Source organism: Leptothoe sp. EHU-05/26/07-4 (assembly GCF_043421015.1).
Taxonomy (GTDB): domain Bacteria; phylum Cyanobacteriota; class Cyanobacteriia; order Phormidesmidales; family Phormidesmidaceae; genus Leptothoe; species Leptothoe turfae.
Map to the genome: position 1 here is coordinate 533317 of NZ_JAXSQV010000007.1, position 13765 is coordinate 547081.

Below are 13765 nucleotides of genomic sequence, written 5' to 3' on the forward strand. Positions count from 1 at the left end.
GTTCAGCGATAGAATCATCATCGTTCCTATACGCTGATCCATGGTTCGACATAATCTGCTAGCCAGGTATTTTGGTTGGTTGATAGTATGCGGTTTTTTCAGTGCCTGTACTCCTCAGACAGAAGTCACTGAAGTGCCCTCCCCACCATCGCCGCCACCTCTGATTCTGGATAATGGTAGACCCAATTTAATGCCATTACCGACAGCGCAGGAAACCTGGCAATGCGAAGTAGTCGTCATTGGTGGTTCCCTGGGTGGTGTGGCAGCGGCTTACCATGCCATGGAGGCCGGGGCGACCACCTGTTTGATCGAGCTGACGCCATGGCTAGGGGGGCAGATCAGTTCTCAAGGTGTATCGGCGGTTGACGAGTCCTTGGCCATGCGAGCGGACCAAAACTTTTCGGCTAGTTGGCAGGCCTTTAAGCAAGAAATTGCTCAGCAGACGGTGACCTTACCGGAGTGGACAGGGAAGGGGGACGTTACGGTAGATGAGGTGAACGCCTGTTGGGTGGGTAAACTCTGCTTTGTGCCCGAGGCTGGCGCGGCGGCAGCCCAAGCACATTTAGAAAGTGTTTTGCCCCAATCCCCTGAAAGTCGTTGGCAGACACAAACAGCCTTTAAGGGAGCCACCTTTGATGACAGCGGTCAAGAGATTGTTGCCATTCATGCTGTGCGACGTATTCCCAGGCGCTCAAACTACATTCCCACAGGTCGATTTTCCCAAGCTCTGGCTAGCTGGTATTCCTGGTCAGCTGATGCCACCTTTGAGAAGGTGTCCCTAAGGTTAGAACCGCCATCGGGACAGCGGATGATGGTCATTGATGCCACAGATACGGGGGAGTTTGTGGGGTGGGCAAATCTACCCCATCGACTGGGGTCAGAGGCTCAAACAACCACTGGGGAGGCTCACGGTTCAGAAAGAGATAATCCGGCCTGTACCCAGGCCTTTACGTACCCTTTTGTTATTGCTCTCAATGATGATGATGGCAAGAGTCTGACTGCGTTAGAGCAAATGTTGCAACAAGAACCGCCACTCTATGGAGCCCATGAGCACGAGAAACAATTTGATATGGAGGGATTTCCCTTTTTTACAGGGCGGAGCTTTTTTAACTATCGTCGGATTGTGAGTACCACCCGCAACGATCCATTTCGGGCCACACCTGTGCTGGGTGATATGACGATGGTGAACTGGAACCGTGGCAATGATTGGACGTGGATGGATCCTCCGCTGATTTTTACGGCAGATCAAATTAGAGAGAGTGGTCAACATCAGAATTGGTTGGGTGGTATTTCGGCGGTAGCCTTGCGCCATGGTGAGGACCATGCGCTTTTATTTGCTCGCTGGTTACTAGAAACTCAGTCACAACCAGAGTTTCCATTGAGTTACCTCATGGGTGATGAGGCCTATATGGGCACGCAGTCGGGATTAAGTTTGGTACCCTATATCCGTGAAGGTCGGCGGATTTTAGGCCGGTCTGCCTATGGGGATAAGGCTTTTCTCATGCGTGAGGCTGACCTGCGAACAGATCAAGTCGGTGGTCGTGATTTTACGCCAACAACGGTAGCGGTCACCCATTATGACATTGACATTCATGGCTGCCGTTATCGTAATGGCGCTCCTTCCTGGGAAGCGAGTAGTGCGCCAGCAAAGGAGTTTGTGGTGCGTCCGGTACAGATTCCGTTAGAGAGTATGGTGCCTCAGGAGGTTAATAATCTGCTAATGGGTGGCAAGAGTCTTGCTGTGAGTCACATTGTGAATGCGGTGACGCGGGTTCACATTAGTGAATGGGGGATGGGTGCAGCAGCGGGAACTACCTCCGCATGGCTAATTAACCGTCCTAACCTGACAGCTGCTGATATTGTTGAACAAGGTTATATGGATGAGTTACAAGAGCAGATGTTAGAACAGGGACTGCGGCTGACTTGGTAGCAGTAATGTTAATGGCGTCGACATCACTCACACCATTCGAAGCCCCAAGCAAAGACATCAGCGAAGAAGGCATCTGTTCTGCTTAGGGCGCTTACTATCTACTAATAGGATTCAAGACACTATGCCTGAATGACAAAATCATTTGCCTCCAGTGTGGGTGCGCCTTCAATAGTGGCAAACTGAGCACCGTTACCAAAGCCATCTTCAATGCCGTTCGGGTTGTAATACAAGTTCCCAGTGTCAGCACCATAGATAATTAAGGCATCACTTAGAGCTGCTTCTTCAACACTGTTGACCACTGCAAACTCATTAGCAGACAAGGTACCGCCCACTGCGCTGGTTAGCTCAGCGAACACAGTGACATCTAGAACAATGCTATCGATGGCCTCAAAGTTTTGAATTTGATTAGTGCCAATGTCAGCTGCATTAAACGCCGCGCCGGTGTCGAAGCCAAAGAAATCAGCACCATCACCACCAATGAGAATGTCATTGCCTGCCCCGCCAATCAGTAAGTCGGCACCATCACCACCAATGAGAATGTCATCGCCTGCGCCACCGATGAGAATATCGTTGCCATCGCCACCGTCAGCAGTCACTGGAGTTAATGTGCCGCTAGCATTCAGGAAGTCATTACCTGCACCACCAGAGAAGAGCACAGACTCTACCTCACTGCCGGTGAGATCGCCAACAGTGAAAGAATCATCACCGCCTTGGCCATTAATCTCAAATTGTTCAATGCCTTCGTTAGTAAGGGTAAAGAGACCCAGATTAAGACGATTGAAAATAGCTTGACCGTCTACTTGGCGAAGATCAAACTCATCACCGGCTCCATCTGCACCATTGACTTGAGTCACGTCAAAGCCTAAACCACCGTTGATAAAATCGCTGCCGTCACCGTTATTCCAGATAAAGCGATCGTCACCCTCTTCCAAGTAAGCTATATCATTTCCTCGCTGGCCCACGACAATATCATTACCGGCTCCAGCAAAGAATGTATCTACGGCAGAGCCACCTAGCAACAGGTCATCACCATCACCACCGAAAGCTTCAATGGTAGTGGAGCTTTCACGGGCATCTAGCGTATCGTTGCCATCACCACCAGAAAAGACAACTTTCTGTACATCGCTACCAGTGAGATCGTTAACTGTCAGGGAATCGTCACCGCCTTGGCCATTGATCTCAAATTGCTCGATTTCTTCGTTAGTGAGAGTAAATAAGCCCAGGTTCAGGCGGTTGAAAATAGCTTGACCATTTTCTTGACTGAGGTCAAACTCATCGCCTGCGCCATCGGCACCATTCACTTGGGTGATATCAAAACCAGCGTCGCCATCAATAAAATCACTGCCATCACCGTTGTTCCAGATAAAGCGATCATCACCGCGCCCAAGATAAGCCGTATCATCGCCACGCTGGCCCACAACAACATCATCGCCAGCACCACCATAGAAGGTGTCTTCAGCAGAACCACCTTGCAATAGGTCATTGCCATTGCCACCGCGTGCTTTAATTTCTGTAGAGCTTTCACGAGCATCTAAAATATCGTTGCCATCACCACCAGAAAAGACAACTTTTTGCACATCACTGTCAGTTAGGTCACCAACCGTTAGCGAGTCATCACCACCTTGGCCATTAATTTTAAATTTCTCAATACTCTCATTGGTTAGGGTGAATAAACCCAGATTCAGACGGTTAAAAATAGCTTGACCATTAGCCTCAGTGAGCTCAAACTCATCGCCTGGTCCATCGGCCCCGTTGACCTCAGTTGTGTCGTTGCCTGCCCCACCATTAATAAAGTCGCTACCATCGCCGTTGTTCCAGATAAAACGGTCATGCCCTGCGCCTAAGAATGCAACGTCATTACCCGTTTGACCAACAACCGTATCATTACCTCCCCCTGCGAATACTACGTCAGTGCCAGCGCCTCCAAGAATGGTATCATCGCCATTGGCACCAAAAAAGATATCGTCTTGGTCACCTCCTTGAAAGTTGTCGTCACCATTACCACCAATGAAGATATCGTCTAAATCTTCAATTTCAGGTGCATTATCAAATATGTTGCCAACAATCTGATTAACAAGAAGAGCTAGAAAAGCGTTCATGGTGTGTTCTCCTATAAGTTTGTAGATGAAAGAAGTGGACATCTCTTAAAAGAAATAGTCAGCAGATTCAACTGGACCGCAGGACAAAGTGCCAAGGCAGTTGTTGCGAATATTTCTAGGGAGAGAAGAGTGAATGAATAGACGTGTACTTAGGAGCCTTTGCCAAACAAGAGCTAGGGCCTGGCAAGAACAAAATTGACACTCAGTTATAGATACGAATAATGTTCGATATTGGATGAGATAAAGTTGAGAGTTTTTGGAATGGGCTGAAACATTCTTGAAGACTGCTAGACAGCAAACTCATACCCTCAGGCACACCATTACACAAACAGAATGTAATAGTGTAGTTCCAATAATCACCTTCGTAACAACAACTTACCTGTAACTTATCTGTTTGACTATTAATACGAATGAGGTTGTGGATCGGATGAAAGTTTTTTTGATTTATCTTGAAACCCTTGAACTTAGCTAGTTGCAGCGACGATTGGGCCGGTGGGTTGAGCGGGTAAATCGGCGGGTTCAACGGTTACGATCACATCTTGTACCCAGGGTCTAGATTGATAAACCGGGGGCATGGGCAACGTGGCGAAGGCCGTGCCGTCTGGAGTGGTTTGAAATACACCGCAGGGAATATATTTGCCCTGGTAGCTCACCCACAGAGCATAGGTTTGATTGTCCGCAAGGGGGGATAGGTTTTCAAATGCGATCGCAGCCTGTAATTCATCTGTATCCACAATCATGTTGCCAAATGTATCGATAGCATTATCGGTCCCGGCAAAGTCATAAAAGCGTGTGGAGGGCTGCTGCAAAATGCGCTGAGCCTGCTGTGCGGGCATCACGGCTACCAAATCCTGCTGTAGCTGTTGATTGGCTAGCCGTAAACGATGATTACTCATACCCAGCGATAGGGATAACAGCGTTGCGCCAGCAGCCAATGCTCCTAGTATCCAGGCTAGGGGTAAGCGGTGCGATCTCACAGGCCTATTCTCCCCAGCCAAGACCGCATCCCTCAAACGCTGAGGCGGCTGCATCATTGGCAGCTCATCAAGCATGAGGCTAACAGTTTTCTCAAGACGATTTACCTCTACCTGCAGTTCAGGCTGTTCTGCAACTAGACGGGCAAATTCATCAGCTTCTTCGGCTGAGAGATTACCAGCCACATAGTCAGCTGCAAATTCATCCAATTTTCGTTCAGAAGCCATAGGACAGAAATAGGTAATCAATCAAAGAGGAATAAGCTAATCGACCAGATCTTGCAACGTGCCTTTGAGCTTGAGTAAGCCCTGACGCATGCGCGACTTGACGGTCCCTAAAGGTATATTCGTATGATTAGCAATTTCGGATTGACTAAATCCATGATAATAAGCTAACCATAGTAGCTCACGTTGTTTCTCAGGCAAGTTTTTCAGTGCTGCCCGTACCCGCTGGGAGCGTTCTCCCAATGAGGCCTGCTCCACAGGTAGCGAAAAGGAAGCCACAGGTTGAGACTGCTGGGGCACCATACCTTTAAGAATCCGCCGTCGGATGCTGCGGGAGCGGACTCGATCAATGGCTCGATTCCGGGTAACGGTACTCAAAAAACGACTAAGGGCACTACGGGTTGGGTTATAGGTTTGTTTTTGCCAGAGGTTCAGAAAAATTTCCTGGGTCAAGTCTTCGGCTTCTGGCCCATTATTTAAAATCCGAAATGCAACGGTATAGACCAATCGCGAATAGCGATCATACAAAATGGCCAGTGCTGATTTATCCCCCTGCTGTAGGGCTACAAACAATGCTTCATCTGTGGCGTCTCCCCAATCTGGAGATTGACTTTCGGGACGTTCAGAAAGCATGGGCGAGGAACCAATAAAAGGTAAATATATGAACCTGTCTTCAAAAGCACTGCTCTATATAATAAGCGTGCTTTGCAGCACAATACGTGGATGGCCTTAGGCAACCATCCAGTATGAGTACGGGAATATACCTGATTTGGATGTGCTTCGGGGGCAGAAATTTTGCGATCGCTGATCCTCAGGAAACTGTAATCTAACGGACATTCCGCAGGTTAGTCAGCAAATCAAATAATATTTCTGGCAGGGCGCGCCAAGAAATCTGAGGATATTCAGCCGTTCAGGTGAGAGGTTGGAAACCTGAGGTTGCTCATTGAGCCAAGCCAGGTGAATTGCCTGAAACTTCTGAAAAATCCACCGTAAGGACGGCGTTTGAGTCGGTCGCTTGCGTTGGTCGAGAAGGGTTTCATTCGCCTGATCCAAGGCGTGTCTCACCTGCCGTTGAGCTAAAGTGTACACCATCAGGGACAATCCCATGATGGTCGCCAAAGCTACAATGCGTTCAGGTGTTTTGAGAAAAACACTGGAGGTAAAAAACAAGGGATCCTTGAGCATACCGAAGCCTTGTTCAGAGACCGATTGCCCTTTGTAATCGGAGAGAATGATTTCGTCAGTCAAGGTGTCATCATCGATGACATTGGTCGCCAAAATGAAGCGTCCTGCCTTTCGCTTTGCCTGATGAATAGCAGCGTCATCGGCGACGATTTGAGCGGTAATTCGATAGGTGGTGTGGGTAGGTGTCGCCCCTGTTTTCGGGCGTCCTGACTGGGCATAGTGGTGCTGTTCGACCACGTCTAACTGGCTCAAACAGTGATAGGGCCAGCGGGTCGCTAGGGCCTCGGCCTGGCGGCGAGCATCGGCGGCACAATTAAACTCAATGGTCTGTTGACGACGCAGTTGTTTTGTTGCCTTGACGAGGTGTTTGGCAACCTGTTTATCCACCTGTTGGCAATCCGTCTCGACCCGTGTCTGATTCTCGACCACGACCCACCCTTGTCGAATTCCCCCATAGGTTGTGCACACACGAGCCAATCGATAGCCGTCCCGTTCACTTGCCACAAAGGCCTCTGGATCGATCTCAGTAACCACCGATTGGGCGGCGGATAGCGTTAACGGGACACGGGTAATCCAACGCAGTGCCCCCAAAATGGCTAAGTTATCGGCACTGTATAAGGCACTGTCAGCCACCAAGATTCCCTCGACACTCCAGTGCTCTGCAAACGTCTTTAATCGGTCTGCAAACACCGCTTTGTCGGATTGATTGCCACTGGCGACCTCAAACGCTAAGGGGACTCCCCCATCATTCGTACAGATTGTCTCCACTACAAACTGTTTTAAGTCAGGTCGGTGGTCTTTCGAATACCCATGGGTGATTTCAATGCAACCCGGCTCTTTGTTCGCGCTTTCATACGCCCCATGCACACTCAGGCTACTACTATCAAGATGATAACGACGGCTATCTAAGCCAAAGGCTTGATAGGCTGCCATCGAGACGACACTGAACAATTTGCTGGGTCCATAGGCCCACACTTTGTCGAGTAATCGACCCAAGTAATCATCATTCAGATGGGAGGGCGCAATCCCCTCGCCAAGCAGATGCTCCGTTGCTTTGCCCACAAAAAATTCTTCATACAGATACAACGGTGCACTCACAAAGCCTAATCCATTCAGAATCATGGCTTTGATCCCTTGTCCCGGACTCACCTTTTGCTGCACATGGGTCCCTAGACAACCATTCACCAGCGCTTCGAGTCCGATTTGGTCTACAATCCCTGCAATGATGCCTAAGTGATCAATATCCTCGACACGCATCTTCTTTAAGCGGCTCTGCAAAAACGTTACCGCTTAAATTACCTGATTTTCAAACCTAACCTGCGGAATGCGCGATCTAAGCAAGACTAATGTCAGGGGGGCTGCCAGATTGACCAATCCCCTCAATCAACAACGGCAAAAATTCTGACCGGAGATTACTCAGCCTATGTTGACAATGGGCAATGTAAACCAAAACTCTGCCCCTTGATTGGAGAACGATTCCACACCAATATGCCCGCCATGGGCCTCAACGATTTTGCGGCAAATGTATAGACCTAGGCCATACCCATCTACTGAGAACTGGCTCTTGCCACGGGCATAGATTTCAAATAGCTCCTGACTTTTGGCAGGGTCAATACCCATGCCATTATCCGTCACCGCGCATCGTACCATTGATGGATCGTCGTCCCAAATGCTGGCGGTTAGGGTAATGGCGACGCCTTTGGGATTGTACTTTAGGGCATTATCAATTAGATTTTCGAATACTCGTCTGAGTTGGCAGAAATCTCCATAGACCTGTGGTACCTCAGACGATACATGATTGCTTATTTTGGCAGTGGACAACGTCTGTTTGGTCTCATAGAAGAATCTCAAATCTTCCGTTAACTGCCGCAAGTTTACATTGTCTTTCTGTAGAGATATGCGCCAAATATCAGACGATTGCACCTCCATCAGGGAATTCATAAGCTTAAGCTGGCGATCGCAACTTTGCTGAATCATAGAAAGCGCCTTGGGTTCCATTACAATTGATGGTTGCTGAGTAGAGTCATGGGTCTTTGCCTTAGAGGCGCGAAAAATAATGCCCTGCACCAGATTGGAAATACCCATAACCAAGTTCCGCAGGTCATGGTTCATGGCATGGGCATAGGTTTGCAATGCGTCTTGGATAGTTTTGCGATCGCGCATTTCCTGCTCTAGCGATTGGGTACGCTCCTGAACCGCCAGCTGTAGATCTTGCTCACGGCGACTCAGCACATAGATCATGTACTGAAACGAACGAGCCAGCTGCCCTGGTTCATCTTGTCTCAGGGTTAACTTGTCTAAATCCTTATCTTGCGGGAACATATCTTGCTCTGATGTAATAGAACAGCTACTCACAGCCTTTGCAGTATTAGTAAGCACTTTGAGCGGCTTAACCACTGTGCGCCACAGCAACAGATTCACCACGACAAAAAACGCACCCAAAGTGCCCAAGAGGGTTTTAGTTACCGTCCATAGGTTCTGACGACCGCGATCGAAAATAATATCTGCAGGCACATAGACCATCTGGGCTGCTACAACACTATTAAGCTGCCAGCCAAAGCCATTGCGATCGCCATACATATTCACAAGATATTCAGGTGCCTCACTAACCTTGCCATGGCACTCTAAACAACTGACATCGCTCATGACTAGAGGCTGCGCCATATAGAACAGCTTCTTGCCATCCAAAAAACGATAGCCAGAAAGACCCTGCGACTCAGAAGTTACAAACTGCTGTAGTTGACTAAAAATATCAGTCTCAAAGGCATCTGCTAGATCGGTAGGATTAGTAGGATTTGGGGTTGCCTCTTTATACAAAAAATCTTCCAGCAGTTCATCTTGTTGCTGAAAGTCAGCAAAAATAGTTCTAGCAGCAAAATTTGGGATACTTTCCTGGATAAAGAAACCCATATCACTACTCTCTTTTAGCACTGGCTGAACATGATCACGAGTGTAATCACGAACTGCTTGCATGCCAGTCAGCACAATTTTTGCTCGTTCTTTTACAGCTTGCTCAGCATGGGCATTGAGGTGCTGCGAAAGCATAGCTATAGTAGAGCCGCTAACCAACAGCCAAACCAAAAATAGAAATAAACTAAACTTTGCCCAGAGGTTCCAGCGTATCATTGAGGGCGCTTATATTTTAGATTTTACGCAGTTTGCAACGTGTCTAAATTAGTTGTGTTAACCCAGATTGCTAACTGTGTACGATCTCTTAAGCCTACTCGATTTAAAATATTACTAACGTGATTTTTAACGGTTTTTTCAGCGATGTGGAGCGTTTGAGAAATCTCTCGATTATTGGCACCTGTTGCAATCAGCTTTAAAACCTCCCGTTCTCGTGGAGTCACTCCCTTCCAATCGCTCACAACTTTAGCAGGTTGAGGAGATTTCAGATGTTGATGCAGCTTTGAACCGATTGTAGAATCAAATTGCATATATCCTTTGTGGGTACTTTGGATAATATGGATAAAATCTTCAGGTGGTATGTTTTTTAACAGATAGCCTGAAGCACCTTGCTGAATCGCATCGTGTAGATGCTGATCTTCTGTAGACGTTGTTAAAATTAGGACTTTAACATCAGGCACCGACTGACAGATCTTACCTGTTGCAGTGACACCGTCCATCATAGGCATACCGATATCCATGAGGACAAGATCTGGTTTTAACTGTTGGGCCTTTTCAACGGCTTCCTGGCCATTAGAGGCTTCGCCCACAATTTCTATCGCCGCTTCGCATTGCAAAATGGCACTGAGGCCATAGCGAATAATATCTTCGTCATCTGCAAGTAGGAGCCGAATTGAACTTTGTGAACTCGCCATACTGTAGCCTTTACCCATAACATCGCCAAAGGACCTGAGGATACACAGGTTCTTCCTTTTAGCCAGAATTATAGATTTGTCCATTTTCGAATAGATGAATGGCAACTGAGAAAGCGCTGTGCTCTGGATAATTATTACTCGTCTCTTGCTTACCCGTACATCCAGTCGCTATTCGTAAAAATAATTTTACATCTTCAAATTGTTTTACATTTTGCTTTTATCACCCTGACTAGTAGATTATCAGGCAACATAAATGAGAAGCGCCTTAAAAAGCCTCTTGCAAACTGAGAGAAAGATTAATCAATGCTTTTCAAATGATACGTTTTCGCTTTGTTTGACTCAGTTTGTTTGGCAACAAAAGAACAAGTTTTGTTTGGGACTTTAGACCTATCCCTGATTTAGGCCCTATGCCTCAAGCGTTATCTCTCGTAGCTTCCTACGATGCAGACATGAACAAAATCTGTTCATCTTATTCGCAACAGATTAAACAAAAGAAACACTTAGAGGCACCCAATCATGCTAGAAGAACTCACTAACCCCATTGTTCTTTCTGATGGTGAAGTTGAAGTTATTGTTGATGATATTCAAGCACCAGCTGGAGAACCTGCCATTGACATCTCAGGTGATCAAGCATTATTAGCCATTATCCCTGGTGGCTCAATAGCAGCGCCTGACTCAGGGAATACAGCAGTTCAGGCCAGCGGTGACAATGCTACCATCCTGAACCTAGGAGAGATTTCGGGAGATCTAAATGGCATTAGTTCCACAGGCGACAACCTAAGACTTCTCAATATTGGCACAATTCAGTCCAACAGTCGTGCCGTCGATATAAGTGATGGTGATGGAAGTTTTGTTCTGAATACAGGTGACATTTTAGGAACAGGGAATCAACGCAACGGCACACTCTATGTTGATGGCACCGTTGATGACCTGGGCTTAGTCAACAGTGGACGCATTGATGCTGGTGAAGGTAATCTGGGCGATGCTGTTTCTGTTCAAGTGGGTGCAGCTGATGACCCTAGCAATGAGAACATTAACATTACAAACAATGGGTTATTACAGGGTCGTGGCGATGGTCCCGATGTGTTTGCCAACGGGGGGCGGGTAGCTGCCAATGGCTCCAGTGGTTTACGCTTCTTCAATGGCTCAGGTGAAGCTGAAGCGACAGTCACTGGCTCTGTTGTGAACCGTGGCACCATTACGTCTGAAGTGAATGTGGGCTTTTTGGGTGGTCTGGTGGTTGAAGATGGTGTGGCCTTTGATGGTCGCATTGTGAACAGTGGTCTAATTTCCGGTCCTCGCAATGGTCTTTACATTGGCAATGCTGACCATGATCTCTCCATCATTAACACTGGACAAATTGAGTCAGGCAGTAGAGCTGTCAACCTCGATGGTGATAACGTGACTCTCTCCAACCAGGGAAGCATCCTCGGTACAGGCAACCAGCGCAACGGCACGATCTACCTTGATGGCACCGCTGATGATATCACCGTCAATAACCAGGGCTCGGTGGATGCTGGTGAAGGCAACTTGGGTGATGCCATCTCTGTGCAAGTGGGAGCCACTGGAGATGTGGTGAGTGAAGATATCAACATTGTGAATAGTGGTCTCCTACAAGGTCGTGGTGATGGCCCTGATGTCTTTGCCAATGGTGGTCGGGTGGCCTCTAATGGCTCCAGCGGCCTGCGGTTCTTCAATGGCTCAGGTGAAGCTGAATCCACGGTTACTGGCTCGGTGATTAACCGTGGCACCATTACGTCTGAAGTGAATGTGGGCTTTTTGGGCGGTCTGGTGGTTGAAGATGGTGTGGCCTTTGATGGTCGCATTGTGAACAGTGGTCTAATTTCCGGTCCTCGCAATGGTCTTTACATTGGCAATGCTGACCACGATCTCTCCATCATTAACACTGGAGCCATTGAGTCAGGCAGTAGAGCTGTCAACCTCGATGGTGATAACGTGACTCTCTCCAACCAGGGAAGCATCCTCGGTACAGGCAACCAGCGCAACGGCACGATCTACCTTGATGGCACCGCTGATGATATCACCGTCAATAACCAGGGCTCGGTGGATGCTGGTGAAGGCAACTTGGGTGATGCCATCTCTGTGCAAGTGGGAGCCACTGGAGATGTGGTGAGTGAAGATATCAACATTGTGAATAGTGGTCTCCTACAAGGTCGTGGTGATGGCCCTGATGTCTTTGCCAATGGTGGTCGGGTGGCCTCTAATGGCTCCAGCGGCCTGCGGTTCTTCAATGGCTCAGGTGAAGCTGAAGCGACAGTCACTGGCTCTGTTGTGAACCGTGGCACCATTACGTCTGAAGTGAATGTGGGCTTTTTAGGCGGTCTGGTGGTTGAAGATGGTGTCGCCTTTGATGGCCAGATCAACAACAGTGGTTCGATTTCTGGTCCTCGCAATGGTCTCTATATTGGCGATGCTGACCACGATCTCTCCATTGTTAACTCTGGACAAATTGAATCCGGTAGTAGAGCTGTCAACCTGGATGGCGACAACGTTACTCTGGTGAACCAAGGTAGCATTTTGGGGACTGGCACCCAGCGCAATGGCACGGTCTATCTTGATGGTACTGCTGACAATATCAGCATCAATAACCAGCTTGGTACCATTGATGCAGGTGTCGCTGGTAGTGGTATCTCGGTACAGGTGGGTGCAGCCAGTGGTCTAGGTGACGGCATTGATGACCTGGAATTATCAGCCGATATTTCTAACAGTGGTCTCATTCAGGGTAGAGGCGACAGCAGCGTTCCTGCAGGTATTCGCTTATTTGTTGGTTCGGGGCTGACTGAAGCAACCTTTAGCGGCGATATTACCAACGAACTAAATGGCGTTATCGCATCGGAAGAACAAGCAGGCATCTTAATTGAATCGGGGGTTATTTTTGATGGGCAAATTACAAACTTTGGCACCATCAGTGGTGGTAATGGATTGGCGATTGATGCTGATGGTGCCCTGGGGAGTGTAGATATTCTCAACGCAGGCACCCTCAACGGGGAAGTCCGTCTAGGTGTAGGTGATGACCGTTTTGTTCAGATATCTACAGGCGATGTTGTTGTCTCTGGTGGTCTCGGTAATGATGAAATTACTGGTGGCACTGGTAATGACAGCCTCAATGGTGGTAGTGATGATGACCTGCTAACGGGGGGACTGGGTAGCGACACCTTCAGATTTGAGAGCAATTCGGGCAATGATGTTGTTACCGACTTTTCGGTGACGGATGACATTCTAGATGTAGAAGCCATTTTTGATGGCTTCCATGACGTGTTAGGCGCTGCTAGCCAAGTGGGTAATGACACCTTGCTTGATTTAGGCAACGATAACTCTGTACTGCTAGCGGGTGTGGATGTAAATTCGCTGACTAGCAACAACTTCACGTTTGCATAAATGCATGTGTGAACAAGACTGAAAGCACGGGTGAATAAGACTGAAACAATCAGTCATCTTTGCTGTTAAGTCTTGACCTGAATCAGCGGTCGTAGAGGTCTGCGATCGCTGTTTTTGTGTTAAAAACAATCG

At 47.9% G+C, this 13765-nt stretch carries 8 protein-coding genes; 2 read left to right on the plus strand and 6 right to left on the minus strand.

Annotated elements, in window-relative coordinates:
• Window positions 1–40: 40 nt before the first annotated feature.
• Window positions 41–1930: an FAD-dependent oxidoreductase gene (locus U2F10_RS26820; RefSeq protein ID WP_499873786.1), complete on the plus strand. Its 1890-nt coding sequence runs from the start codon at window positions 41–43 to the stop codon at window positions 1928–1930.
• Window positions 1931–2049: 119 nt separating this feature from the next.
• On the opposite strand, the gene U2F10_RS26825 is transcribed toward U2F10_RS26820, so the two are convergent.
• From U2F10_RS26825 to U2F10_RS26850, 6 genes are all read right to left on the minus strand, one after another.
• Entirely contained in the window at window positions 2050–4029 is a 1980-nt protein-coding gene (locus U2F10_RS26825) for a calcium-binding protein (RefSeq protein ID WP_499873787.1), read from the minus strand.
• A 464-nt stretch (window positions 4030–4493) separates the two neighbouring features.
• Window positions 4494–5231 carry an anti-sigma factor domain-containing protein gene (locus tag U2F10_RS26830; RefSeq protein WP_499059648.1) on the minus strand — a complete coding sequence of 246 codons (738 nt, stop codon included), beginning with the start codon at window positions 5229–5231 and terminating at the stop codon, window positions 4494–4496.
• A gap of 36 nt (window positions 5232–5267) precedes the next feature.
• On the minus strand, window positions 5268–5861 hold the full coding sequence (locus U2F10_RS26835; protein ID WP_163660913.1) for a sigma-70 family RNA polymerase sigma factor: 594 nt from the start codon (window positions 5859–5861) through the stop codon (window positions 5268–5270).
• A 216-nt stretch (window positions 5862–6077) separates the two neighbouring features.
• Window positions 6078–7691 (minus strand): IS1634 family transposase, encoded by a 1614-nt coding sequence (locus U2F10_RS26840; RefSeq protein WP_499871633.1) that lies wholly within the window; start codon window positions 7689–7691, stop codon window positions 6078–6080.
• Window positions 7692–7829: 138 nt separating this feature from the next.
• Window positions 7830–9458, minus strand: a complete 1629-nt coding sequence (locus tag U2F10_RS26845) for an ATP-binding protein (protein ID WP_499873788.1) — start codon at window positions 9456–9458, stop codon at window positions 7830–7832.
• 104 nt (window positions 9459–9562) lie between these two features.
• On the minus strand, window positions 9563–10318 hold the full coding sequence (locus U2F10_RS26850; RefSeq protein ID WP_499873790.1) for a response regulator: 756 nt from the start codon (window positions 10316–10318) through the stop codon (window positions 9563–9565).
• Between the two features lie 432 nt (window positions 10319–10750).
• Between U2F10_RS26850 and U2F10_RS26855 the strand changes: the two genes are divergently transcribed.
• A complete protein-coding gene (locus U2F10_RS26855; protein ID WP_499873791.1) occupies window positions 10751–13633 on the plus strand; it encodes a beta strand repeat-containing protein in 2883 nt (960 codons plus the stop codon).
• The last annotated feature ends 132 nt before the right edge of the window (window positions 13634–13765 follow it).